Consider the following 24,672-nt stretch of genomic DNA (forward strand, 5'->3'; position numbering starts at 1 on the left):
TTGAAAAATTAGTCATCTTAATCTAATTTATTGAATTTTATTAACTTTAATGAAAATGTAATGCAATAGTTTTAGGAGGGCTTGTACTAATTGAATACATTGTATCGGTATTCTCGATACCGTTCACTTTTGAGACAGTGATCCAGGTTCTACAGTTATCAATGCTAAGTGCAAACAGTTGATAGAGGGAATATTACCATGATGACTGAACTATACGTAAAAGCGACTAATTTTCTGACTAGTCTTAAAGAAGATAATCGAGGTGTTACCGCCATTGAATACGGCTTAATTGCAGTAGCAATGGCAGTATTGCTAGCCGCGGTGTTGACTGCTGATGGTGGGTTTGTAGAAAACTTATCAACTGCATTTGGTACCGTTGCGACGAATATAAGTAGCGCTAACTCTTAGACTTAGCAATATTTTGCTGCCTGAGATGACACAGTTTGATTTTATACTTATCGCCGTAATGCTCATTACTTGCGCTCTAATCTGTGCCAGTGATGTAGCATTACGGAAAATAAGTAATGTTTACGGTGTTGTTATTTTAATTTGTTCTGTCCTCCTTTTATATGAGTCGAAGCAAGGAGTTACCTCACATCTAATTAGTGTCGTAATTGTTTGTTTGTTAACACTGACTGCCTTTGGTTTTAAAATACTAGGTGGTGGTGACGTTAAGTTAATGATTGCTTTTTCAATTGCTATTCCAATTCATTACCTAGGCGCTACGATCTTTAATGTGGCCATTATTGGAGGAGCGCTGGCACTTTTTTATTTGCTAAAATACCGAATCTTAAAATTAGTTCCTGAGAGCGGTGAAGCGGGTTTACCTTATGGTTTGGCGATTAGTTTTGGGTTTTTCAATACGGTATGTAATTTATATGTTTAACAGGTGAAATTATGAGATCTCGAATAATTGTGTTCGTCGCTCTCATAGCTATATTAGTTGGTGGCTATGGAATCTACGATAGCGTATTAAAAAATAAAAACGGTGCACCCGTTGTGGCTAAATCAGACCCACCACAACCTCAGCAAGAGACTGTTGAGTATATCACTGTTTGGCGAGCCATCAATACGATAGAGCGGGGTGAGGCAATAGTGTCAGACGCCCTAAAACGCGAACAAATGCCACTAGCTAAAGCGCTTGATGAAGGTATTCGCTCAGATGTTGAGCTCGACTTTAGCCCTTCAACCTTATTCAATCGAGACATACCGCAAGGCGCTCTTGTTCTTCCTGAACATATTACGCGTGAAAATGACCCAGGATATATTGATTTACTTGTGACTGAAGGGATGACCCTATACCCCCTTGTCGTGAGTAATAAAAATCTGATTAGTGATTTTATTCGACCAGGTGAACGCATCGATATTTTGACGGTGAGCTCACCGAGCTCAAATTTGTCTGGTGCTGTCGAAAAACCTATCCGTTTCAAAGGTGTTACTGCCACATTGTTCTTACAGAACGTCAAAGTCCTAAATATGGGGACAGAAGATGACGAACAGAAAGTAAAACCAGTCGTAGGAAATCAAGAGGATGGTTTTACCACCATTATTATTGAAATCCCACCGACAGAAGTCGCGAGATTAGCGCTTGCTCAGCGAACTATGCATCTTGAAGTGTACCGGAGTCGAGATTACGAAGAACCTGTGTATGCCGATGTTAGAAATGTAATGAGTAATTACATCGGAATAGAAGAAATGCGAGGTTCAAAAAACAAAAATGGGCGCGGAGGAGAATTGTAATGGACGACAATTATCAAGTGCATTGGATGCGCACGTTTACCACCATATTGTTATTGATGTGCTCGGCACATGTTTACGCTGGGCAGCAATATATTACAGTCAATGACGCTAAACATATTGAGTTAGATGAACGAATCACGAAAGTGTTTATTAGCGACCCAGATATTGTTGATTACAACGTAATCAATGAGACAACCATCGTAGTATTTGCTAAATCGGTGGGTCAAGCTCGCTTAATGGTCTACGGGGCTTCTGAAAAATTGCTTATGTCAGACCGAATCATAGCGGATATTGACTTAAGTCAGGTTCGTCGCCAAATCAAGCTTCACTTTTCAGATGTGGATATCAAGATTGAATCAGTTGGAAGTCAAGTTGCGGTAAGTGGCATCGTTCATTCTGAACAGCAGCGCGATGACATTTATCGAATGGTTGCAACCTTGTTGGGCAGAGAAAAGACGGAACGTTGGGAAGAGAGTCAGAAGCTAGAGTTTGAAACAGATTATGTCTCTCTCGAAGAACCCGAAAGCATGATTTTTGCGAGAAATATGACCTGGGAGGGCATCCTAGAGCAGTTGGAAGTTGCCACTGTTCAGCAAGTTAATGTCAAAATTTCCGTAGCTCAAGTCACCGAACGTTTTGCCGAGACGGTCGGGGTTGATTGGTCTTCACTTGGGGCGAATGTCGGCCAATTCTTATTCCAGCAGTTTGAGGCCGCCGATCTCACCACTCTTATCACCGCGCTGGGCAATGAAAATGTTGCGCAAGTACTAGCAGAACCCAATCTCACCGTTATCTCTGGCGAATCAGCCAGCTTCCTTGTTGGTGGAGAAATACCGGTGGTCGTTTCCACGAATAACAATGTGAATATCACCTTTAAAGAGTTTGGTATCAAGCTTGATTTAACCGCAAAGGTTCTTTCCGAAGAAAAAATTCGCATGCAACTGTTCCCAGAGGTCAGTGAGGTCGAACGTTACATTCGTGCCGCAGGTATTGAAGTACCGCAACTTGCCACTCGTCGTGCAATGACAACGATTGAACTTGGCGATGGAGACAGTTTTGTGTTGGGTGGATTAATGAGCAGTACGGATTTCGAAGAGATTCAAAAAACCCCGATTATAGGCGACATCCCAGTGTTAGGCGCGGCGTTTAGAAAGTCATCAACAGATAGACGCCGAACTGAGCTCCTTATCGTCGCTACCGTTAACTTAGTTAAACCGATGAAAAAAAGAGATATTCAGCTGCCATATATTAGCAAAACGAACACGCTACGCCGTTGGTTAAATATTTCGGAGCCGGAAGAAACCAACAGTGGTGACAATCCAACGATTGAGCTGCTTTCTAAAGGAGGGTTTATCCAATGAAACTATGGCAAGGAATGCTCTTAACTCTGCTACTTACTGGATGTAGTGAGCGTTACTACAACGGCAAGGGAGCTGAAATGTTGGTTTATCCAGAGCAGCACGTTTATGAATTCACTGCAAAAACGAAAGCTGAAGCCGTGGATAAATTATCACAAATATTTGAGGCAGTAGATGACATTGATTCCGGCGCATCGTATTCCATCGAATATAAAAACGCGAAAGCAAAACAATTACTTGATGCGTCTTTAGCGGATAAAAAGTTATTGCCTTATCGCGCAGAGACATTTGCCGTCACCAAAAATGGCTCACTGGCCAGTGACGTAAAGCTCATCATCACGTTCCATACATTGGTGATGAAAAACTGTGAGCCTTCAAGGATTGAATCAGATAACGCCAGTCGAAACTGTTTCACAGAAGCGGCTCGAGTACAGCAGGTGGCTCATAAAGAACGTTTAGTGGAGGGAATCTAATGTTCGATATTACAAAGAAACTTCCTGAAGTAGAAACGTCAAAGCCAGACATACCGACTCGATCTGGTCCAACGGGCTGTGCACTCATCTTTCAAACAAAAGAGTGTCAAACATTAGTCGAAGAATTGTTTGAATTTGAAGGTTGGGATGCGCCAAACAGCGTGGATCACCACAAGGTTGATAGCCAGTTTTACGCCAAACAAGATAGCAATCTCATTATTGTTGAGCTTAATGAATCAAGCAGTGTGGTGGAAGATGCAGAAGCAATTGCTGCGACCTTACCCACCCATAAAGGTGTGGTCATTATCGGACAAGAAGACGCCATTTCAACGCTGCGTGCGCTCAAGGGGATGGGGTTTTATTACGTATTTTGGCCGATTAACAAATATGAGTTTGCTGAATTTGTTATGCATGTACATAACGACCTAAAGTCGTACTCAGGCGTGAGTAAAGAGAGAAGAGCCAAGCGCGTTGCTGTTGTTGGCAGTAAAGGCGGGATCGGCACGTCGTACATCGCGACTGAACTCAGTGCCAAGATGGCCGAGGACGGCGTAGACACGATTTTAGTTGATCATCAATACAACGATAGCAACATAGATGTGTTGCTGGGGCTGGCGGACCATACTCCCAGAGCGTTGGATGAGTTTTCAGTACCGCTGCATGAACTCGACCTAGACGGGGCAATAAATTACCTCCATCCGGTCAGTCAAGATTTAAGATTGCTCTCACTCCAAGGGGAGGCTTCTCAAGATGATCTGCTCGCCTATAATCAGACTCTTTGTGACTTATTAACGAGAAATACCAACTTTATCGTGGAAGATTTCTCAGGCAGTGTCGATTTTCAGGTGGATTGTAACTTACTCGTTGAAAACTATGACGTGATTGCCATTGTCGTGGAGCCATCGGTAGCCGCGGTTAGGAAAGCAAAATCGCTCATTACGAATCTTGATACGATCCGTGATGCCACGCATAAGCGAACTCGCATTATCACCATTGTAAACCACCACAGACCCGATAAAAGCTTTGTCATTCAGCGTGATGAGCTGGAAAAATACTTAGGATCCAGCGTTGATCTGGATTTCAATTATTGTAAAAACCTCCCACATCTCCATGTTGATGGTAAGCGCGCTTATAAGCATGACAGACACGTGAATCAATCGATCGACCAATTGGTTCGCTTGGTCAATGGACGTTCTGCGAATAAAAGTAAAGGACTACTGCAAAGGTTAGGTATCCGATGAGTTCGAATAAAGACATTTATATCGCTTTTCGTTCTCAAATCTTTGAGGCTCTCGATCCTGAAGCGATTCAAACACTCTCTGAAAAAGAAATAGAGAACCAAATTCGCAGCGCGGTTGACGTACTGGCAAACAGTTTTGATCGTCCAATTACTGCGATGATGAAGAGCGGCCTGGTCAAAAGTATGATGGACGAGCTGTTTGGTTTAGGACCAATTCAACCGCTTGTTGAGGATCAAAGTATTACCGATATCCTGATTAACGGACCATCAGATGTCTTTTTCGAAAGGGAAGGTAAGCTTCATAGGTCGGATATTTCATTCGTAAGCGAAGAACAAGTATTGGCGATTGCTAAGCAAATCGCCTCGAGAGTAGGGCGTCGAGTGGACGAACTATCGCCTACGGTAGATGCTCGCTTAGAAGATGGTAGTCGTGTCAATATTGTTATTCCGCCAATTGCTCTCGATGGAACATCCATTTCAATAAGGAAGTTTAGAGAACAAAATATTGGCGTTGAAGACCTGGTTGATTTCGGTTCAATGACGATCGATATGGCAAGGGTTCTCTCCATTGCTTCTCGTTGCCGAATGAATGTCCTTATCTCGGGCGGGACGGGTTCTGGTAAAACAACGCTGCTTAATGCCTTGTCTCAATATATTACCGAAGATGAACGTATTGTCACGATAGAAGATGCAGCGGAACTCCGTTTGCAACAACCCAATCTCGTGCGACTAGAAACTCGAGCCGCTAGTATTGAGCATACTGGAGTAGTGACACAGCGAGATCTCGTGATTAATGCGCTTCGAATGCGCCCCGATAGAATTATTTTGGGGGAGTGTCGTGGACCAGAGGCATTTGAGATGCTGCAAGCGATGAATACCGGTCACGACGGCTCAATGTCAACACTCCATGCTAATACCCCCAGAGACGCAATCAGTCGGGTTGAATCGATGATCATGATGGCTAACCTCAATCAACCCCTTGATGCAATACGCCGCTCTATCGTGAGTGCGGTGCAAATTATCGTGCAAATTAGTCGACTCAGAGATGGTTCGCGAAAAATAACTAATATTTCGGAAATAGTTGGCCTTGAAGGAGACAGTGTGGTGATGGAAGAGCTTTATCGCTTCGATTACCAAGAGTCGGGATATGGTGAGGCGGTAAAGGGTAAATTTGTTACCCAGGGTATTATGCAACGTTCGGAGCTAGTCAAAAAGGCGCAGTTTTATGGTCTTTATGATGAATTGATGAGCTCATTCCAAGGAGCAGGATTATGATGATTTGGCTCTCACTTGTTTTATTCGGCGTGGTTGCGCTCATGCTGATGACAGGACAAAAACACAAAATAGGGGTTTACTTCCCAGAATCAGACGTCGATGCTGAATCCGCATCAGCGATCAACGTTGGCTCGCTAGTACCGAAAAAGGGCTTTAAACGAGCACAGGACTCTTTTAAGTTTTCGGCGCAAAGTTTAGGGCCTAGAGCCAACTTTTTAGTCTTCGCTTATTTATTACTGAGTGGTTTTATTGCTTGGTACATCGCGTTTCAATTTCTAAAAACAAACGCCGTTATTATTTCCATTCTAGTGATGATTGCATTGGTATTTATTGGCTATCAATGGTTACTTGGACGACGACGTAAACTCTTTCAACAAAGCTTTCCCGATGCACTCAACATATTGATGAGCGCCATTACGGCGGGTGAAAGCTTGATGCAAGCAATCAGTTTTGTTGGGCAAAACCTTGATAATGAAATAGGACGTGAATTTAAGAATATGGGTGACCGACTCAAACTCGGTGAAACGCCTGAAAAAGTATTATTACGAGCGGCTAAGCGATTTCCCTATCCGGAGTTTATATTCTTCACGATTACTCTGCGGGCCAATATTAGTCGAGGCGGTCAATTAAGAGGCGTGCTTGCAAGGCTGATTCGTGTGTTAGTGGATGCGCGCACAATGGAAACTAAGAAAATGGCGATGACCTCAGAGGCGCGGATCTCTGCCAAAGTTGTCGCTGCGATCCCCCTTATTTTCGCGATGATTTTGTATCAAGTCAGTCCAGATAACATCAATTTCATTCTTCATGACCCAGAAGGCGTATACGTAATGTACTACGTGGTGGGCAGTGAATTACTCGGGTTATTCATTGTGTGGTTGCTGGTTAAGGCGGTGAAATTATGATTTTGGTTATCAGCATTTTATTCGTCATGTTCGCGATTGTATTCGTAGTCAGTGAAGGCGTTCGCTCACACGCTCGGCATAAACGTTTATCGACGTTAATGATCAAAAACCAGCCTTTGGTGCCAGTTAAAACCAACCGAATCATTATTGGTTTTGCCAAAGAGCAACGAAAAGATCTGGAGCAAAAGTTACTTGATGCCGGGTATTACAACAAAAATTTGGCGAAGTATTATTTGCCAGCAAAAGTCATTGCTGCGGTGATGGTAGCGGTCGTCATTTTCCTAAGTGACATGACGATACTCAATCAGCTGGTCGCCCTGATGATTGCGTTTGTGAGCATTATCATCGTGCCGGATGTGCTATTGGAAATGCGCAAACGATACATGGTCAGAAAAATATCTCGCAGCTTGCCCTATTTGTTGGACATGATGTCTGTATGTGTGCAAACCGGGATGACGATCGAAGCGGCGTTTAGTTACTTACATTCCGAGCTAAAGGCATTTGATAAGGATTTGAGCTATCAAATCAAGAAAACGTCAGATTCGAGCAAAATTCACGGAATTGAGAAGGCTTTAAATGACTTAAATATCCGATTACCCGCGCCCGAGGTGCAGAGTTTTGTCTTAACGATTGTACAAAACTTACATTACGGCACTTCGGTTGCCAATATATTGAGCGATTTAGCCGAAGATATGCGAAGAATTCAGTTACTTAAGGTTGAGGAAAAGGTTGGGAAGTTAGCCGCAAAAATGAGTGTTCCGCTTATCTTGCTCATTATGTTTCCCATCGTAATTTTGATTCTTGCACCGGGCGTGATGCAGGTTGATTTTAACGTAGGACAATGATCATGAAGACTAAATGGATTTTGTTAACTCTGACGACGACATGGCTACTAGGCTGCGCGTCGAGTAATGGACCAACTGATCAGGAAATGGTTGCCAGCATGGAAAGAGTGGATAACCACGAAGGCTTGATTCAACATTATAAGGGGCATTTACAACAAAGCCCGGAAGACCTAAAAATCACGCAAGAATTGGCCAACGTTTATTATGGCAAAGGTGATATTGAATCAGCTCGTTTTTATGCGGATCACTTGTTGGAAAAAGGGGTCAGTAATTGGCAATTGTATCAACTTCGCGGCCAGATACACGACAAACGCGGTGAGGATGAACGGGCAATTGAACGGTATTTGCGCTCAGTAGAATTGGGTAACAAAACCAGTGATATTCATGTTCTATCGGGTATTTCTTATAGTAAATTGGACAACTTTGAACGAGCGGAAAAGGAATTTAATCAAGCAAGATTGAAAGGACATAATGATGTGGCCGTGAAAAATAATTTAGCGGTTGTGTATCTAGCACAGGGTAAATATACAAGAGTGACCGAACTCTTGGCACCAGTATTCAAAGAAAATCCAAACAATGAGGTGGTCAAGGCGAATCTAGCAATAGCTTTTTTCAAACTTGGTCAATTTGGACAAGCTAGAGAGTTGCTGAGTGGAGATTACACCGAAACACAAGTGTCATTAATCTCGAGACAACTCTACGAATTTGATGGTTAGTTGTTATGGGTGCTCATAAATTACGTCAGAAAGGGGTAACAACAGTGGAATTTTCAATCGGTGCTATTGCATTGATTTTAACAACGCTGATGATATTTGAAGCCAGTTATCATATTTATGTCAATAACTTAGTGGAATACGCACTCAGGGAAACGGTGCGTAATACTCAATTTTATGTGGGTGAAAGTACCCATGACAATTATAAAGGACGAATTGATAACTTAGTGACTGACGAAGGGCATTTATGGTCGTTTATGACGCCACAGGAAAATTTCACATTAACAGGTAAGTACTTCAATTCCTATTCAGACTTTGTTAATGGAACGGGATTGTCAGAAGACCACTCCGACTTTACCGGCCAGTACACGCTTGCTGAGTTGACGTTATCTTATGAATACACACCTATTGTTAATTTGTTTGGCAATGAGCCACAAACCATCTCAAGAACGACTGTGTTAAATCTAGAGCATGAAGGGTGGGGGGAGTAGTTATGAAGCACTCCATGCAATCCCAGAAAGGCGCTTTTGCTATCGAGTTGATGATCGTGCTGTTCATATTTGCTGGCATCTATTTATTCATGACGGACATCAGCCACAAACTATTGGTGCGGGCTCAGTTGGATAGAACCAGTTTTGCTTTGGTTAATATACTCAAAGAGCGTACTCGTTTTTATGGCGGGGTATCGTCACTAAGTGAATCCGACCAAGTCGACATGCGACAGCTTGCGTACCGAATGCTCGATAAGGATGAAACCAGCCTTGCTATCAAGATTGAGGCGCTACATAACAAAACAACGGTGGAAGAATTTACCAGCGCACCATTTGAAGCGCTAGGTTGTCAAGCGGTTGGTATTGAAGAAAAAGGTGCGTTAGCGCCAGTAGAAGATGGGACAATTTACTCACTCTATCAAGTGAGCTTATGTGACCAAAAGGACTCTTGGTTTGCGAACTTTTGGGGAGACTCAGGAACACCTACTTTCACGATCACATCTAGTTCAGTAGTGGCGGGGAGGTAATATGATGTACCTAAATAGACTGAAGCGGAAAAATATACTAAAGCTAAAAAATATACTAAAGCTAAAAGACACCTTGAAGCCGAATACGCTGAAGCGAAAACCAAGTGTACATGCGCCAATGTCTCACCAAAAGGGCATCGCCGCTGTATGGATGGCAGCCACTTTGGTGCCAATTTTGGGGTTGACCTTTTGGGCGGTAGAAGGCACGCGATATATACAAGAAACGAACCGACTTAGGGATGCAGCTAAAGCAGCGTCTATAGCGGAAACGATAGAAGACAAACGTGATTCGTATGGTGCCGATGAACAAAGAATATCTGACGCTTATATTCATGATTATGTGAGAAATATACAAGTCTCTAATGTGACCGTTGACTGGGTTCATCAAGAGCAAACTGATACTCAAGATGAGTACATTGAGTACTCAGTTAATGCCACAACAACACACAGTTCATGGTTTGCGAGTAACATCATTCCGTCCTTTGATACCAGCGAAAATCTAAATGGTATTGGCGTTGCCAAGAAATACCCAATCATTTTAGGCGATAAAAATATCGACATAGTATTTGTCTCCGATTTTTCAGGTTCAATGAGCTGGCAGTGGGGTAGCAATAGTTCATGTAACAGTTCTAGTTGCAAGATAGCGGATCTAAAAGTCGCAGTTAAGGCGATAGCAGACAAGCTTCTGTGTTCGAATGTATCGACTGATGCCGTGAGTGGCGATGATGTGTGTGATGATGATGATCAAAGTGGTCTCACAAGTAAGCTGGATAACCGAATAGCGATTGTCCCGTTTAACATCAGGACACGAGAAACAAGAGAGGCGACCGCTGATTTAAGTGCAAGAGAGTTTACCGTTAGTCAATTACGGTACCGTGATGATGTGGATGAGTCCGATTCAGAACGAACTTATGAACAAGTCAGTTGGAATAAATGGCGAAAACACACGTCTGGTGAGGTTTATGATTGTGCCGAGGACCAAGATGATTGTCCCGATCAAAAACTTTGGGAGAGAAAGCAAGCACAGCGATTGGTCAGTATTTTTGACATTGACTCAGATGATGACGATGACTCTTATCGTGTTGAAGTTTACGACTATGTGGATTTTTCGTTAACCGTTGAAGAAATGTTCGAGAATACTTTCCCAGATATGAAAACAAAATATCGGGTCGATGATAATGAGCTGTATCGTGGCTATGGTGACTCAGACGCGGGGCAATTTTATAACATTGCACTCACGAATAATCGAGGTGACATAGACCAAGTTGATGATATGAACGCCAACGGCAGTACGGCAGCATTTCAAGGAATGTTAAGGGGCTTTCAACATCTAGCTGAAGGTAAGCCAGACACCGACGATGTGGACGAGTTGGCGACCTATGATGAAAAAATCAAGATGGTTATTGTACTCAGTGACGGTGTGGAAAGCCCGAACAATGGAATTCTGGGGGCGTTAGTTGATGAGGGGATGTGTAACAAAGCCAGAGAAGAGATACCGGGTTTGTATATAGCCGTTATAGGCATTGATTTCCAAGCATCAGAGCAAAGCGGTTTCCAAGACTGCGTGATAGATGTGGATGAAGACATTATTGATGTAACGGATACCGACGATTTTATTGAAGTAATCGAAGAATTAATTAAAAAAGGATCTCGTGGTACAGGTGTAACGAGACTGTATGGGTGATTAGGAATGTCAAAATTTAAAGCATTGATTGCAACCAGCGTGTTTGTGTCTTCTTTTGCAGTTGCAGAAGACCCGAGTAGTTTCATTACCGAGTATTGTGGCGCGAAGCATTATGAATATTCGCATAAAATAACCATCGGTGAGATTACGGGAGTCGGTTCTCATCGAAATGGTTTTCTTCAGGTGACGGAAACCAGTAATGATGATGAGTTGAAAATGCTCTTGTTAAAACGGTCGTCTTTATTAACGGATAAGAGCGATTGTTTAACGTATATCTCGAGTCTTGGTATAGCCTCGTTTGGAGAAGCGACCGACAAAGGTTATTTGGTTGCTAGAGTGCATTTTGCGTTCGACAAGTATAATTTAACACCACTTGCGAAAGATGTGTTGTCGGGGGTTGCTCGTCAGCTCGCCCAGAATGATTATCAAGTGACGGTAGAAGGGCATACTGACTGGATAGGAAGTGAGTCCTATAATCAGGCGTTGGGTCTAAACCGAGCTCAAAGCACGGCAAAAGAGCTGCAAGGTTTTGGTATCGCAAAGCAGAATGTGACACTTAAATCATTCGGTGAGTCTGAGCCTATTGCGTCGAATAACTCTAAAGATGGGCGTTCTCAAAACCGACGCTCAGATGTATACATACCAGTGGAAGAGTCTGGTAATAGCGATTAATTAATCGACACATTTAATGACTAATATAAAACCAGTGATGCTGGTTTTATATTAGATAGGTAAACGGCTGTATTTGTATATTTACTTACTCAAACCATTTCAATTTACTGTGTAATTGCGTCACGCTTCCAACCACAATCAGTGCGGGACTTTGCGCTTCGCTTGCCATCTGTGGCAGGGTGCTGAGTTCGCCTTGAAAGACTCGTTGTTCTCTACGCGTTCCATTTTCAATAATGGCGCAAGGTGTGCTGGCATCAAGCCCATGCTCGATCAGTTGCGACGTGATGTGTCCACTTTGTTTAAGACCCATATAAAACACAAGCGTATTGTTGGATTGCGCTAACGCGCTCCACTCGATCTCTCGGCCGTCTTTTTGCACGTGACCCGTAATAAATTGGACACTCTGTGCATGATCTCGGTGAGTGAGTGGGATACCCGCGTATGCGGTAGCGCCGGCGGCGGCGGTAATACCCGGAACCACTTCAAAATTAATGTCGTTTTCTGCGAGTGTTTCGAGCTCTTCACCCCCGCGCCCAAAGATAAACGAGTCACCACCTTTTAGCCTGACAACTTTTTTACCCGCCAACGCTTTATCCACCAGGATTTGGTTGATTTGATCTTGAGGAACGCAGTGAAAATCGAGTTTTTTTCCCACATAGATAAGTTCAGCATTAGGTTTTGCTAAGGCGAGAATTTCGGTTGAAACGAGTCTATCATAGACCACAATATCTGCGGCTTGAATGACGCGATAGCCTTTTACGGTTAATAAGTCTGGGTCGCCAGGGCCTGCACCCACTAATGAAACAAAACCGCGCGTTATTGGGTTAGGAGTGGTGGTCATATAATACCTATCCGTCAAATTTGATGATAAAGAGTAACACTCAAAAGGCTACATAGAGTCGCTACTTTTTATCGCCAAATCAATGTAAGTGCAATCTCACGCTTGCGTGGGACTGCACTTATTATGTTTATTGTTACCGTGTTAGCTATTTAGTGCTTAGTGCTTAGTGCAGGTTCAGCATTCGCAGCGGTGTTTGCCTCTGCGTTAATAGCTGGCGCAGTTTTAGCGTGCGTTAAGTATAGAGGAATACACGTCATCACCAAGCCACCAACGATGTTGCCGAGAATAGTTGGGATAAGGTTGAAGTTCAACCAAGTCGCAATACCAAAGTCCGCGCCTAGAATCATACCCAGTGGAAATAGGAACATATTAACGACGGTGTGCTCAAACACTAATGCGAAGAAGATGAAGATAGGGAACCACATCATCGCGACGCGTCCAGATACAGAGCGTGCTGTCATGTTACCGATTACGCCTAGGCATACCATAAGGTTACAGAAGATACCGCGCACAAAACAGGTAATCCAGCCGTCCATACCCATGTTCTCGAACCCTAGGCTGCGAGCCGTTGAGACCGCGACGAATTTTTTTGCAACGGCGTTAAGCTCGAGAGAGAAGTTACCTGTTAGTGATACTGCGACAAGGTAAGCAACGATCAAAGAACCGATTAAGTTACCTAGGCCAACAATACCCCAACAACGGAAAATACGATTCCAAGTAATACCTGGGCGATTAGCAAATTTTGCTAATGGCGCGAGACCAAAAACACCTGTCACGAGGTCATAGCCCATGACACTTAAGATAACAAAGCCCACAGGGAAAACGAGTGCGCCAACAACACCCATGCCCGTTTGAACGATAGTGGTGATTGCGACCACAACCGCAAGAGATAGAATGATGCCTGCCATCGTACTGCGGATGAGTAGATCACGAGTGCTGGTGTTTGTTTTTGCTTCGCCAACATTGATCATGGTTTGCACGAATTGTGCAGGTTTAAAATCATCAGACATAGAATTGTCCCTATAAAAGTTTAAGTTAAAAGTTAAGATTGAATAGTGATAGGGGCTGAAATGCGTTCTCAGAACGGACAACCCCTATAGGCTATTTAATCTTTGGAATTAAGCCGAAATTTCGACGAAACCTTTTGCCACCCGTGTCTTGTACGCTTTTACGCTAAAACGGTCGTCTTCTAAACACAGACCTGTACTTAGGTTAAAGCGTTGCTTCTTAAGTGGGCTTGCGACCCAAAGTTCGCCTTGGTGTTCACAAGTCAAACCGCGAGATAGCACGTTTGAGCGAGCAAATGGGTCCATGTTACTAATAGCAAAAACTTCTTCGTTGTTTCTTGGGCGGAAGATTGCTACTTGTTGTCCATCAATTAATGCACAAACGCCTGTTCCAGGAATGATGTCTTGGATATCGCATACTTTTTGAAATGCCATGATTATTTCTCCAGCTCTACGTGTAGGATGTCGCCCTTAGCATCTGGGTGTTTCTCTGTGTAAGTGGCTGGACGGTGTTGTTCACGCTCTTGTACGAAAACAACATTGTCATCACGTAAATCGCTGTTAATGAAGTGAGCAAAACGCTTATGTTGAGATTCGTCTTCAACCGCATTTGTCCATTCGCAACTGAAGTTACCGATAAGCTTCGCTACGTCAGCTTCAAGCTGCTCATTTATGCCAAGTTTATTGTCTACAATCACTTCGCGAAGATAATCAACACCACCTTCCATGTTATCCATCCATACGGAAGTACGTTGCAGTGGCGCAGCGGTACGAATGTAGAACATCATGAAACGGTCGATGTACTGAATCAGCGTAGCTTCATCTAGATCTGAAGCGAGTAAGTCGGCGTGGCGAGGTTTCATACCGCCGTTGCCACACACATACATGTTCCAACCCGCGTCGGTTGCAATGATGCCTAAATCCTTACCTTGCGCTTCCGCACATTCACGGGTACAGCCTGATACACCAAACTTCATTTTATGAGGCGTACGAATCCCTTTATAGCGATTCTCAATACGAGAGCCTAAGCCTACAGAATCCTGCACGCCGTATCGACACCATGTAGAGCCGACACAGGTCTTCGACATACGTAGTGCTTTTGCATACGCTTGTCCTGTCTCGTAGCCCGCGGCAATCAACTTTTTCCAAATGGTTGGAAGGTCATCTTTTTGCGCGCCAAATAGACCAATACGCTGTGCACCGGTCACTTTGGTATAAAGGTTATATTCAGCCGCCACTTCCGCCAAAACCTTAAGCGCCTGTGGCGTCACTTCGCCACCCGCCATACGAGGAATGACCGAGTAGGTACCATCTTTTTGGATGTTACCGAGGAAGTTGTCGTTGGTATCATGAAGCTTAACAAGTTCAGGCTTGAGGATATGCTCGCCCCAGCAAGACGCTAAAATAGAACCCGCTAGTGGTTTACACACTTCACAGCCATAGCCTTTACCGTGTTTTTCTAGCAGTTCGTCGAACGTCTTAATTTCTTCGATACGGATCAGGTGGAACAGCTCTTGGCGAGAATAGGCGAAGTGTTCACATACATCGTTTTTCACTTCGATGCCTGATTTGGCTAACTCAGCATTGAGAACTGACGTTACAAGCGGAATACAACCACCACAACCGGTACCTGCGCCTGTTACTGCTTTGATATCACCAATTGTGTGATGACCATCGGCAACGGCTTGGGCGATTTTGCCTTTTGTTACGTCGAAACAAGAACAAATTACCGCGGTTTCAGGTAACGAATCTGCACCCAAAGACGGTTTTTCTGCACCAGCGTGAGCAGGAAGGATAAGGGTGTCTGGGTGCTCAGGAAGCTCAATATTGTTGAGCTTCAGTTGTAATAAGTCGCCGTAATCAGATGTGTCGCCGACCATGACTGCGCCAAGTAATTGCTTACCGTCTTCAGAGACAATGATGCGTTTATACACTTCTTGTTCTTCGTTTTGGTAAACATAGCTTTTACAACCAGGTGTGCGGCCATTCGCATCACCAATAGAGCCCACTTTCACGCCAAGAAGTTTTAACTTCGCGCTCATGTCAGCACCTTCGAACTGACTGTCGTTACCAACAAGGTGATCGACGGCAACCGTGGCCATTTTGTAGCCTGGAGCCACCAGCCCGTAGAACGTGCGGTTCCAAGAAGCACATTCACCAATCGCGTATACATCGGCATCGGTTGTTTGGCAGTGGTTATTGATCTCAATACCACCACGCGGTGCAATACCTAAGCCCATCTGACGCGCAAGCTTGTCTTGTGGACGAATGCCTGCCGAAAATACGATGAAATCAACTTCTAGATCAGTGCCGTCAGCAAATACCATAGTATTACGTGCTGTCTCGCCTTCAGGTTTGATTTCCTGCGTATTTTTGCTGGTATGTACTTGAACGCCCATGCGTTCAATTTTGTTACGAAGTTGCATGCCGCCTTGAAGATCAAGTTGCTCGGCCATCAGTACTGGTGCAAATTCAATAACGTGTGTGGTCACACCTAATGCTTTTAATGCACCAGCCGCTTCTAAACCAAGTAAGCCGCCACCGATAACGACACCGCTTTTGCTTTTCTTTGCTGTCGCTTCAATCGACTTGAGATCTTCGATGGTACGGTAGACAAAGCAATCTTTACTTTCATTACCCTTAATAGGCGGAACAAACGGGTAAGAGCCCGTTGCTAGAATGAGCTTGTCGTACTTGATTTCACGACCCGTACTGGAGTAAACGATTTTATTCTCACGGTTAATGTTGATCGCACGTTCGCCGATCAACACATTGATACCGTGTTTTTCATAAAAGCCTTCTTTAACTAAAGAAAGTTCGTCAGCCGTATGGTGAGAGAAATAAGAGGAGAGGTGGACACGGTCGTAAGCGACGCGCGGTTCTTCGCAAAAAACGGTAATGTCTAAGTTGGTTACATCGGTCTTGTCGACTAAGTCTTCAAGATAGCGATGACCGACCATGCCGTTACCGATCACGACAAGCTTCATCTTGCTCATATTAATACCTAAGGGTTATTCTTCAATTCTACGCGCATTGTTAAATGTGAAAGAAAATTAATATATGATGTAAATCAATTACACTTTCAAACTACCCTAAAGGGGTAGGTGCTCTGAGCAAATAGTATACTTTTGTGTATTTACCTGCGTGACATATCGGAATAAACAATGGCAGGTGACAAGGTTGTTAATATGCTGAGTTTTTTGTGCGTGCGTTGTGTTAATGATTTGCGGTGGGAACATTCACTTTTGTAATACAAATTGAATGTGATTACAAAAGTGAAATTTTCCTTCATTTTGAGTCATAGGGTTGTGAAGGATTATGAATAGCTAGTGATATGAGGAAAAACGCGTACTTAACCGACAAATAACCAGATCCCAACCGCACACATCAAGGTTCCAGCTAAACGGTTCAATGTCTTGACGTTTTTTGATTGACCTAAGGAGCGCTTTAATCCCTTTCCTCCAGTGGCATAAATAGTCATACAAATAAATTCACTGAGTAAAATAATTACCAACATGATTGATACTTGAGAGGCCATCGGCTTGGACTGGTCAATAAACGGGGGAAGCAATGAAATCATAAATGCCCAGCCTTTAGGGTTGGCAATCGCAGTTATAAACCCTTGAACGACAAGATCCCAGTCATTATGGCGAATAGCGTTATCGGTATCTGTTGAGATAGCCAGCTTGCCTTTCGAACGCCACATTTGGACACCAAGATAGAAGAGGTAGCTTGCGCCGACGGTTTTAAATACGATGAATATATCGGGGTATTTCAGCATGACAGCGGCAACCCCAAGAATTGCAGCTAAAGCCACAACGGCGACACCGACGAGCTCACCTATCATCATCCAAAGTGTACGACGATAACCAATGCTCATTCCCATGGTGAGCGCTAACGTCATGCACATGCCAGGAGTGATAGATACAAAAAAGAAGGTAGGAATAAAAAGACTCAGTGTTGTCCAACTCATAAAATGTAAACTTAGAAAAGGGAGAGGCAGACAGTGTAAACAGAGATAACAACAAAAAACCACTTAATTCTAATCACGGAGTCAGGAATATATTGAAGACGGTTTTGCGTCGGGTTGATAGTGGCAATATTTGTGAAGGGTAAGAAAAGAGTGCCCAGTCCCTTGGGCGGTGCCTAGCCAAAGGCATTATTATTGGGGTGTTGACAACAAATTAGTATTGACACTAATAGCGTTAGTAAAAATAAAAACACTTCGTGACATATCTAGCAGTTTGATAAATGAAAGCTCACCTAAAAATCCACTCGATTTCGGAGTAGAAAAGTACAGGCTCTTACTTTTCTAGTGAATTCTATTGATTATTAATAAATATAGAGACGTAACGACTATTTACCAAAGGTTGGAGATAACGAGTGGGTTTTGACTTACATACTGTTAACACGCATTGTGGCGAAGTTACCCATAAGATGGAAGGAAATAAAGAAATGGAATTTGGAAAAACCATTCGAAAGATAAGTGCGGTATTGATCGTAAGTTATGCGTCGCTTGGAGTGGGCAGTGTTCAGGCTGAAGAGAAAGTATATCGTCTTAAGCTAGCTGAAACTTGGGGACCCAACACCCCTATTCTTGGTGATGCGAGTAAAAATATGGCGAAGCTTGCTAAAGAAATGTCCAATGGTCGCCTGATCATTCGTATTGACTCAGCTAACAAGCATAAAGCGCCTCTTGGTGTGTTTGATATGGTGAAGTCTGGTCAGTATGATTTAGGGCACTCTAGCTCTTATTATTGGAAAGGTAAGGTTCCCAATACGCTGTATTTTTCTTCTATGCCATTTGGTATGACGACGATGGAGCAGTATTCATGGTTCTACCATGGTGGTGGAATTGAGCTCATGCAGCAAGTCTATGCCCCTCACAATCTATTGTCGTTTCCTGGTGGTAATTCTGATATTCAAATGGGTGGTTGGTTTAAGAAAGAGATCAACTCGATTGACGATCTACAGGGCCTCAAGATGCGTATTCCCGGATTTGCAGGAGAAGTTTTAGCAAAGGTCGGGGCAAAACCCACCAATATCGCACCGGGTGAGCTATACACCTCTCTAGAGCGAGGTACCATCGATGCGCTTGAGTGGGTGGGGCCAGCATTTGATTTAAGAATGGGATTCCAGAAAATTGCGCCTTACTATTACACTGCATGGCATGAGCCAGGATCTGAAACACAGTTCTTAGTGAATAAAAAAGTATGGGCCAAATTACCCGATGATTTAAAGGTAATCTTGGAAACGTCATTTCGCGTAGCCGCGTTTGATATGTATACCCAAGCGTTACATGAGAATGCGCAAAGTTGGTCTAAGATGAGCACTGAATATCCGGATATCAAAGTGCGCAGCTTTCCGCCAGAGGTTATCAGTGAACTGAAGAGTGCTAATGAAAGCTTGCTAAAAGAGCAAGCAAGTAAAGATGAGTTAGCAAAAGCAATTTTGGATTCTCAAGCGAACTATCTGGAAAAAATGCGTGAATGGACCAATATGTCGCTTCAAGCGTATTTAAATGATCAAAACTGAGTACGTTGATTGTTAGAAATAAGCCTCTTTAGCGCAGGGAGTGATCACTTCCGTTATCGAGGCTGATATTGCTTTACTGTTCATATATTGCTTTACCATCCGCCTATTGTTTACTAACTGCCTATTGTTTACTAACTGCCTATTGTTTACTAACTGCATAATGTTTACTAACTGCATACTGTTTACTAACTGCATACTGTTTACAGACTACAGACTGTTTTACTGACCACATATTGTTCCTCCATCTGACTTTGCAGATTTTAAGCCCCAACTAACGTCGTTGGCACGACGTACAGCCACGACAGGCGGAGCGTGTATGCTTATCAAGCAGGCTTCGCTGCACTTTACAGTACGCGTTTTTCAGTGCTCGCCTGGCTGAGAACCAATCGTCGGGTTTTTCTAGTAATAAATAGCCATTGAAGCGCTTTACTAGTTGAAGGCGATTTGCGTTTATAAACCGACTATCAAAGCTAATATCAAAGTAGTCGAGTGCTTGCTCAATGGATGTGAAACTCTCGATTGTCTGCTGAATCTGTGATTTTTGCATGGTCATGGAAATGTCCTCTTAACAAGCCAAAATATAGCGTATTTAGCTCAACGGAGTTTTGATACGGATGATGGTTTTATTGATTACCAATGGTTACTTTTAGTCTGTTCTGGCCAGCGTAACCGCGATATGCTTGGGTTAGCGCTGTAAAAGTGCCGATTGATCAATACAGAACAATCGGCGGTTCGTAGTATACTAGACGAGAGGTATTTCATTGGCCGCGTTGATTATGCTAGCGACGTAATGTCGAGTGAGCAAGATCGAAATCACTAACGGCTTGCTGGAGTTGAGATAAGTCTGAACTGCACAGGAAGGGTCTGAGCGTCGCAAACTTTTCGTCAGACCAGCTATATATCTCTAGTGATAGCAGTGTATTAACGGTCTCGCTATCAAAGCGATATTTAACGAGTTTAGCCGGTGAACCGGCAACTATACTATAGGGCTCGACATCCTTCGTTACCACACTGTTGGCGGCGATAATTGCACCTTCACCAATGGTAACGCCAGGCATGATCATGCAGCGCATTCCTAGCCAAACTGCGTCATTTATTGTTGTCGGTCCTTTACTTTGATACGACTGCTCAATGTCTTCCATAAATGGGTAGAGGCAAAACCAATCCGCCCTGTGGTTATGGTTTCCGCCCATCAGAATGATGGTTTCTGCCGCTATACAAACGTAGTCTCCAATGTAGAGTTTGTCTATCGCCCAGCGAGGATCCCACGTTTTACTGACTTCATCCCCGTGTAAGTAGCGAATAACCGACTCTTCGAAGCCGTTATCCCAACAATCACTGTAATAGCTGCGTTTACCTTTAATTAGAATATTTTCGTTTTGCACGACCTCATGCAAAAGCTGGAACTTAGACCAATGCTTATTCGCCATTCTTCTTCTTACTTATATAATTATCTAGCTAGCGTTAAACAACGAGTGAGTTGTCACGCCCCAAATGTTCATAAAAGCCGTCAATGAATACGGGGTTGATTTAGTAATGGATTAAACAACATAGCAAGAACTTACCATTAGGAAACGTAGAGAGTGTCAACTGCATGATGAGCAGCGACGCAAAGATGTGTCAATTTGACGGTTTGATGTGATACGTTCACCCAACACCGCACTAAGGAAGAGTATGCCAGAGTTTATCATCGACAGTGTTATCGCAAAATCAGCTTTTGAAAATGGGTAGGTAACATAGACTAGTTACCTTGTCACTTGTGTACCGCTGTGAATATTCGACTGACTAAGAATGCTGAGATGCGTTCGCGTCTTGCGTGGGAGGGGGCGTTGGTGTACGTCGGCTGCGCAGCATTGGCTCGTGTATCGCGATAAGCTCATTGAGTTTCTGTTTATCCACTACAACACTACGTTTAGTTGCGTCATTTTTCGCTTCGTACATGGCGAAATCAGTATAGATGAGCAATTGTTTGATGCTTAGGCTGCTGGTGTCGGGTAAAAATACCCCAACGGATGCAGACAAAGATAGTGTTATATTCTTGCCCCGCAATACGAAGTCAAAGGATGTTAAACGTAATAAAATATCATCCAATCGTTTGCCAGAAAGGTGGCTGATGATAACAAACTCATCGCCGCCTATACGATAGATATCTCCCTTCATCGTTTGATTCAAGCGTTTGGTGTAACAACGTAGCACATGATCACCTACGTTATGTCCGTAGGTATCATTAATGTGTTTGAATTTGTTTAGATCAATATAAATGAGGTAATTGCCTTTCCCCAACGTTTGTTTTCTAATGCGATTTAATGCATGACGGTTTTTAAGCTTGGTTAAGGCATCGCGATTTGCCCGGTGATGGGTAACGAACCAGAAAAAGACACAAACTAAAACGAGTAACACAAGTAATCCGATGATTACGTCTAAACGTTGTCTTTCCTGCTCTTTTTCGTGAAGTTCGCGCCAGTTAGCAGGCGGTAAGTAGCGCTTGTTGATCGCGTCGCTGTCAATAAAGTCTAAAGTTCGATTAAACAGTTGTGATAATGTTTCTCCACGTTCAGTTTTAGGAAAGGCAAAGCCTAATTCAGAGCGATAAAAAGGACGGAAATACTTATCTTCGATAACGTTAGAAATATTTTCGTCGAACAGCAGCTTGTTTAGCGTGACGTGGTTCGTCACGGCGTAATTGATTTCGTTGTTGATTAACCCTTTCATCATACTTTGGGTATCTGGATAGTAGGTTAGTGCTTTATTCGGTAATAGACGTTCTGTTACTTCAGCAAAAATATCGTCTTCTACTACACCAATACTTTCAGCAAATAACTCAGAGATATGTTTATAAACTTCTTGTTTGAATCCAATTCTTTTGGCTATGACACCGTCAATAAACGCATAAGGGTGGCTAAAGTAGGCAATATTGGTTCTATTTTTCGATGAAGCGATAGGTGTAGTGACATCTCGGTCCCCGAGTTTTAGCTTGAGGAAAGTGGTTTTCCAAGGTTCTTCTGGTTGATATAAGAATTGGCAGCGTAACCCATTAAGCTCACAAACCTCTTTAGCGAAATCAACGGAAATGCCCGTTGGTTGACCTTGTTTGTCTGAAAATACGTAGGGTTGGCGAGGATTAAGATAAATGCTCACAGGCGTCGTCAAGTCAAAGTTCGAATTGGAAAGTTTCTGCTGTAACTGCTCGATAGCAATTGAAGTAATATAGTCTTCTACCGTTTTCCTCATTTTCTTTTGAACATTTTCTTGCGACATGATTTCACTAAACCGTGATAACAACGCCATATTTTGAGGCTTGTTCGTGACGATAGAAACAGGGGGAATCGTGACCTTATCGTTGATCAATTGTGGTTTAAAACCTGCATTGAGGAAATCTTCAAGTTGAAGAAATGTTCCTATATAGCCGTCAATGTATCCACTCGAAATAGCATCAAATGCAACTTGGTTATCACTAAAGTCCAAAACACGTTTGTCTGGGTAATACTTTTGAATAATATCAGTGAATGCGGTTCCCATAGTGTTGCCGATGATGTTTAGTTCATCAAACGCTCGACCATCGAGGCTGAATACATAAGTAGGTTCAATATTAATAGGGGACGAAAAGGAAAATCGATTCGCTCGGCTCTCAATAAAAGTAATGTTAGCGACAAAGTCTACATTTCCGTGCTCGATCGCATCGAGACGTTGACTAAAACTAGGGTAGTCTACGTAATCAAAGTGGAGATCGGTTTGTTCTTCGATTGTAGAAAAGATGAATCGTGCGAGAAAATCCCGGCTGTGAGCTGAAACCAAATAGGTCTTCGACTCATCATCGCCGTTGGCGAATACTGAGGGCGACAGAATGATCACAAAAATAAAGGTCATCAATATTTGTCTTACGGAGTGATATCGCTTTGAATTCAATTGCCGAGCATCCATTAATACATTTTATTTATGACATAGGTTTAATAATAACGCTTATGAAAAGAAATACAATGTTAACATATTGAAAACTCGATGATATTAACGAAGTGACTTTTTTATCTGGCCGCAAATGTGATTTAGTCTGTGATATATGCTGTTTTAACGTTTGGTCTTATGCGGAATAACAGTAATTATAAGGGGTCAAAGACAAAACTTGTTACGCGAAGAGTGACACCGTTACGAAGAACAAAGAATAATAGGTCTCGATATTCTTTATTCTCCATAACAGCGGTCGTTACGAGTTAAGCGATTTTTTGCTGTATTCCTTCTAGACCAGTAGCCTGTTCGACATTATGCTGGTAAATATGTACGTCTCTTTGAGGGAAAGGAATACTAATTCCAGAGTTATCCAGTTCTTTTTTAACGCTTTCGGTGACGTCCCAGTACACATCCCAGTAGTCTTCAGTGTTGACCCAAGGTCGGACAATAAAATCGACCGAGCTTTCGTTTAGAGTGTGGACGTAAATCATGGGTTCTGGAGACTTCAGTACTTTTGGGTGGGCCGAGAGAATATCTGCGAACAATGCTTTTGCTTGGTCGATATCATCGCCGTAGCCAATACCAAATGTCATATCAACACGACGTGTTTTTTCAACGGTAATGTTGTTAATTGTGTCCCCCCAGATTTTATTGTTTGGAATCACCAATCGTTGGTTATCAACGGTTCTGATGGTTGTTGACACTAGGCTCATATGGCTGACCGTACCCGAAATACCCGCGACTTTTACGAGGTGACCAACGTCAAATGGTCGGTAGATCAGAATCATTACACCCGAAGCAAAATTTGATAGTGTATCTTGCAGCGCAAAACCAATGATGACACCGGCGACACCGAAACCGGTTAGTAACGGAGCGAGTTCAATTCCCAGTTGAGATAATGCGATAAGAAGGCCAAGGGCAGTGACCCCTTTCTGTGCCATCGATACAAAGAAATCCTGCATTAATACGCTAAATTTCATTGTAGAGTGACTGACACTTTTTCGTACTGCTTTACCAACAAGTTTTGCTAATGAGCGTGAAAGCCAAAGAATTAACAAGAACACAAAGACTTTTACAATGAGGGATGGTGTATGCTGCATTGCCCAATCTTTAAAGGCACCAAGCCACTCGGTGGTGAGTCCCATTAACACACTCATGTCGAGTACATCGGTGTTAATATCTCCCGTAACGGTGAATAAAAGCTGCTTATATTCAGTCGTATCAACGTTAGTCTCGTCGAGGAGTAAAATAGTCGACTCTAAACTTAAAATGAGTAAGCTGATCTGACCTGATATTCGGATACTTTTATCTTCAAGTGCGGCTTTCTCTTGCTTAGGCACATAGACTAATTGATCGGTAACGTCGTCAAACTGGGTATCAAGAAATAAAATGGTATTGTAAAGAAATTCAGCTCTTGCTCTCAG

24 protein-coding genes are annotated in these 24,672 nt (G+C 43.0%); 15 read left to right on the forward strand and 9 right to left on the reverse strand.

Annotated features, from left to right (window positions below; genetic code table 11):
* Positions 1-198: 198 nt before the first annotated feature.
* The 14 genes from M9196_RS09655 (at position 199) to M9196_RS09720 (ending at position 11,920) form a co-directional block, all read left to right on the forward strand.
* Complete coding sequence (locus M9196_RS09655) at positions 199-408, forward strand: Flp family type IVb pilin (RefSeq protein ID WP_250617325.1); 210 nt, start codon at positions 199-201, stop codon at positions 406-408.
* 25 nt (positions 409-433) lie between these two features.
* Entirely contained in the window at positions 434-886 is a 453-nt protein-coding gene (locus M9196_RS09660) for an A24 family peptidase (protein WP_250617326.1), read from the forward strand.
* An 11-nt stretch (positions 887-897) separates the two neighbouring features.
* Positions 898-1,740, forward strand: a complete 843-nt coding sequence (gene cpaB, locus M9196_RS09665; protein WP_250617327.1) for a Flp pilus assembly protein CpaB — start codon at positions 898-900, stop codon at positions 1,738-1,740.
* Positions 1,741-1,796: 56 nt separating this feature from the next.
* Entirely contained in the window at positions 1,797-3,101 is a 1,305-nt protein-coding gene (locus tag M9196_RS09670) for a type II and III secretion system protein family protein (RefSeq protein ID WP_406707659.1), read from the forward strand.
* Entirely contained in the window at positions 3,098-3,571 is a 474-nt protein-coding gene (locus M9196_RS09675) for a hypothetical protein (protein WP_250617328.1), read from the forward strand. Before M9196_RS09670 ends, M9196_RS09675 begins: the two co-directional genes overlap by 4 nt.
* A complete protein-coding gene (locus M9196_RS09680) occupies positions 3,571-4,812 on the forward strand; it encodes an AAA family ATPase (RefSeq protein WP_250617329.1) in 1,242 nt (413 codons plus the stop codon). Before M9196_RS09675 ends, M9196_RS09680 begins: the two co-directional genes overlap by 1 nt.
* Positions 4,809-6,086 (forward strand): CpaF family protein, encoded by a 1,278-nt coding sequence (locus M9196_RS09685; RefSeq protein ID WP_250617330.1) that lies wholly within the window; start codon positions 4,809-4,811, stop codon positions 6,084-6,086. The genes M9196_RS09680 and M9196_RS09685 overlap by 4 nt, the downstream gene beginning before the upstream one ends.
* A complete protein-coding gene (locus M9196_RS09690) occupies positions 6,086-6,988 on the forward strand; it encodes a type II secretion system F family protein (protein ID WP_250617358.1) in 903 nt (300 codons plus the stop codon). The genes M9196_RS09685 and M9196_RS09690 overlap by 1 nt, the downstream gene beginning before the upstream one ends.
* Entirely contained in the window at positions 6,985-7,833 is an 849-nt protein-coding gene (locus M9196_RS09695) for a type II secretion system F family protein (RefSeq protein WP_250617331.1), read from the forward strand. Before M9196_RS09690 ends, M9196_RS09695 begins: the two co-directional genes overlap by 4 nt.
* Before the next feature lie 2 nt (positions 7,834-7,835).
* On the forward strand, positions 7,836-8,549 hold the full coding sequence (locus tag M9196_RS09700; RefSeq protein ID WP_250617332.1) for a tetratricopeptide repeat protein: 714 nt from the start codon (positions 7,836-7,838) through the stop codon (positions 8,547-8,549).
* Between the two features lie 5 nt (positions 8,550-8,554).
* Entirely contained in the window at positions 8,555-9,037 is a 483-nt protein-coding gene (locus tag M9196_RS09705; RefSeq protein WP_250617333.1) for a TadE family protein, read from the forward strand.
* Positions 9,038-9,039: 2 nt separating this feature from the next.
* Positions 9,040-9,564: a tight adherence pilus pseudopilin TadF gene (gene tadF / locus M9196_RS09710; RefSeq protein ID WP_250617334.1), complete on the forward strand. Its 525-nt coding sequence runs from the start codon at positions 9,040-9,042 to the stop codon at positions 9,562-9,564.
* 118 nt (positions 9,565-9,682) lie between these two features.
* Positions 9,683-11,248, forward strand: coding sequence for a TadE/TadG family type IV pilus assembly protein (locus M9196_RS09715; protein ID WP_250617359.1), 1,566 nt, complete (start codon positions 9,683-9,685; stop codon positions 11,246-11,248).
* 6 nt (positions 11,249-11,254) lie between these two features.
* On the forward strand, positions 11,255-11,920 hold the full coding sequence (locus tag M9196_RS09720) for an OmpA family protein (protein WP_250617335.1): 666 nt from the start codon (positions 11,255-11,257) through the stop codon (positions 11,918-11,920).
* Between the two features lie 85 nt (positions 11,921-12,005).
* Here M9196_RS09720 and cobA read toward each other — a convergent pair whose 3' ends face one another.
* The 5 genes from cobA to M9196_RS09745 form a co-directional block, all read right to left on the reverse strand.
* Positions 12,006-12,761 (reverse strand): uroporphyrinogen-III C-methyltransferase, encoded by a 756-nt coding sequence (gene cobA / locus M9196_RS09725; RefSeq protein ID WP_250617336.1) that lies wholly within the window; start codon positions 12,759-12,761, stop codon positions 12,006-12,008.
* 149 nt (positions 12,762-12,910) lie between these two features.
* Entirely contained in the window at positions 12,911-13,771 is an 861-nt protein-coding gene (locus tag M9196_RS09730) for a formate/nitrite transporter family protein (protein ID WP_250617337.1), read from the reverse strand.
* Between the two features lie 108 nt (positions 13,772-13,879).
* Positions 13,880-14,203 (reverse strand): nitrite reductase small subunit NirD, encoded by a 324-nt coding sequence (nirD, locus tag M9196_RS09735; protein WP_250617338.1) that lies wholly within the window; start codon positions 14,201-14,203, stop codon positions 13,880-13,882.
* 2 nt (positions 14,204-14,205) lie between these two features.
* Positions 14,206-16,764 carry a nitrite reductase large subunit NirB gene (nirB, locus tag M9196_RS09740; protein ID WP_250617339.1) on the reverse strand — a complete coding sequence of 853 codons (2,559 nt, stop codon included), beginning with the start codon at positions 16,762-16,764 and terminating at the stop codon, positions 14,206-14,208.
* A gap of 356 nt (positions 16,765-17,120) precedes the next feature.
* Positions 17,121-17,741 carry a LysE family translocator gene (locus tag M9196_RS09745; RefSeq protein ID WP_250617340.1) on the reverse strand — a complete coding sequence of 207 codons (621 nt, stop codon included), beginning with the start codon at positions 17,739-17,741 and terminating at the stop codon, positions 17,121-17,123.
* Positions 17,742-18,223: 482 nt separating this feature from the next.
* Here M9196_RS09745 and M9196_RS09750 point away from each other — a divergent pair, with 482 nt between their 5' ends.
* A complete protein-coding gene (locus M9196_RS09750) occupies positions 18,224-19,303 on the forward strand; it encodes a TRAP transporter substrate-binding protein (protein ID WP_250617341.1) in 1,080 nt (359 codons plus the stop codon).
* Between the two features lie 271 nt (positions 19,304-19,574).
* Here the strand turns inward: M9196_RS09750 and M9196_RS09755 are convergent, their stop codons facing one another.
* The 4 genes from M9196_RS09755 to M9196_RS09770 all read right to left on the reverse strand — a co-directional run.
* Entirely contained in the window at positions 19,575-19,850 is a 276-nt protein-coding gene (locus tag M9196_RS09755) for a nitrogenase-stabilizing/protective protein NifW (RefSeq protein WP_250617360.1), read from the reverse strand.
* A 232-nt stretch (positions 19,851-20,082) separates the two neighbouring features.
* A complete protein-coding gene (locus M9196_RS09760; RefSeq protein ID WP_250617342.1) occupies positions 20,083-20,733 on the reverse strand; it encodes a CatB-related O-acetyltransferase in 651 nt (216 codons plus the stop codon).
* Positions 20,734-21,088: 355 nt separating this feature from the next.
* On the reverse strand, positions 21,089-23,170 hold the full coding sequence (locus tag M9196_RS09765; RefSeq protein WP_250617343.1) for a GGDEF domain-containing protein: 2,082 nt from the start codon (positions 23,168-23,170) through the stop codon (positions 21,089-21,091).
* A 341-nt stretch (positions 23,171-23,511) separates the two neighbouring features.
* The coding region (locus M9196_RS09770) for a mechanosensitive ion channel family protein (protein ID WP_250617344.1) at positions 23,512-24,672 on the reverse strand (1,161 nt) is incomplete at its 5' end.

This window comes from Vibrio methylphosphonaticus (genome assembly GCF_023634655.1).
In the GTDB taxonomy this organism is placed as follows: domain Bacteria; phylum Pseudomonadota; class Gammaproteobacteria; order Enterobacterales; family Vibrionaceae; genus Vibrio; species Vibrio methylphosphonaticus.

What these genes read in the sequence shown, in the direction of transcription:
- cobA (WP_250617336.1), bottom strand. Translation starts at nt 12,761, where the DNA reads ATGACCACCACTCCTAACCCAATAACGCGCGGTTTTGTTTCATTAGTG.
- M9196_RS09675 (WP_250617328.1), top strand. Translation starts at nt 3,098, where the DNA reads ATGAAACTATGGCAAGGAATGCTCTTAACTCTGCTACTTACTGGATGT.
- M9196_RS09705 (WP_250617333.1), top strand. Translation starts at nt 8,555, where the DNA reads ATGGGTGCTCATAAATTACGTCAGAAAGGGGTAACAACAGTGGAATTT.
- M9196_RS09750 (WP_250617341.1), top strand. Translation starts at nt 18,224, where the DNA reads ATGGAATTTGGAAAAACCATTCGAAAGATAAGTGCGGTATTGATCGTA.
- M9196_RS09655 (WP_250617325.1), top strand. Translation starts at nt 199, where the DNA reads ATGATGACTGAACTATACGTAAAAGCGACTAATTTTCTGACTAGTCTT.
- M9196_RS09690 (WP_250617358.1), top strand. Translation starts at nt 6,086, where the DNA reads ATGATTTGGCTCTCACTTGTTTTATTCGGCGTGGTTGCGCTCATGCTG.
- M9196_RS09685 (WP_250617330.1), top strand. Translation starts at nt 4,809, where the DNA reads ATGAGTTCGAATAAAGACATTTATATCGCTTTTCGTTCTCAAATCTTT.
- M9196_RS09745 (WP_250617340.1), bottom strand. Translation starts at nt 17,741, where the DNA reads ATGAGTTGGACAACACTGAGTCTTTTTATTCCTACCTTCTTTTTTGTA.
- M9196_RS09700 (WP_250617332.1), top strand. Translation starts at nt 7,836, where the DNA reads ATGAAGACTAAATGGATTTTGTTAACTCTGACGACGACATGGCTACTA.
- M9196_RS09660 (WP_250617326.1), top strand. Translation starts at nt 434, where the DNA reads ATGACACAGTTTGATTTTATACTTATCGCCGTAATGCTCATTACTTGC.
- M9196_RS09760 (WP_250617342.1), bottom strand. Translation starts at nt 20,733, where the DNA reads ATGGCGAATAAGCATTGGTCTAAGTTCCAGCTTTTGCATGAGGTCGTG.
- nirD (WP_250617338.1), bottom strand. Translation starts at nt 14,203, where the DNA reads ATGGCATTTCAAAAAGTATGCGATATCCAAGACATCATTCCTGGAACA.
- M9196_RS09680 (WP_250617329.1), top strand. Translation starts at nt 3,571, where the DNA reads ATGTTCGATATTACAAAGAAACTTCCTGAAGTAGAAACGTCAAAGCCA.
- M9196_RS09670 (WP_406707659.1), top strand. Translation starts at nt 1,797, where the DNA reads ATGTGCTCGGCACATGTTTACGCTGGGCAGCAATATATTACAGTCAAT.
- M9196_RS09765 (WP_250617343.1), bottom strand. Translation starts at nt 23,170, where the DNA reads ATGACCTTTATTTTTGTGATCATTCTGTCGCCCTCAGTATTCGCCAAC.
- M9196_RS09695 (WP_250617331.1), top strand. Translation starts at nt 6,985, where the DNA reads ATGATTTTGGTTATCAGCATTTTATTCGTCATGTTCGCGATTGTATTC.
- M9196_RS09730 (WP_250617337.1), bottom strand. Translation starts at nt 13,771, where the DNA reads ATGTCTGATGATTTTAAACCTGCACAATTCGTGCAAACCATGATCAAT.
- M9196_RS09715 (WP_250617359.1), top strand. Translation starts at nt 9,683, where the DNA reads ATGTCTCACCAAAAGGGCATCGCCGCTGTATGGATGGCAGCCACTTTG.
- cpaB (WP_250617327.1), top strand. Translation starts at nt 898, where the DNA reads ATGAGATCTCGAATAATTGTGTTCGTCGCTCTCATAGCTATATTAGTT.
- tadF (WP_250617334.1), top strand. Translation starts at nt 9,040, where the DNA reads ATGAAGCACTCCATGCAATCCCAGAAAGGCGCTTTTGCTATCGAGTTG.
- M9196_RS09755 (WP_250617360.1), bottom strand. Translation starts at nt 19,850, where the DNA reads ATGCAAAAATCACAGATTCAGCAGACAATCGAGAGTTTCACATCCATT.
- nirB (WP_250617339.1), bottom strand. Translation starts at nt 16,764, where the DNA reads ATGAGCAAGATGAAGCTTGTCGTGATCGGTAACGGCATGGTCGGTCAT.
- M9196_RS09720 (WP_250617335.1), top strand. Translation starts at nt 11,255, where the DNA reads ATGTCAAAATTTAAAGCATTGATTGCAACCAGCGTGTTTGTGTCTTCT.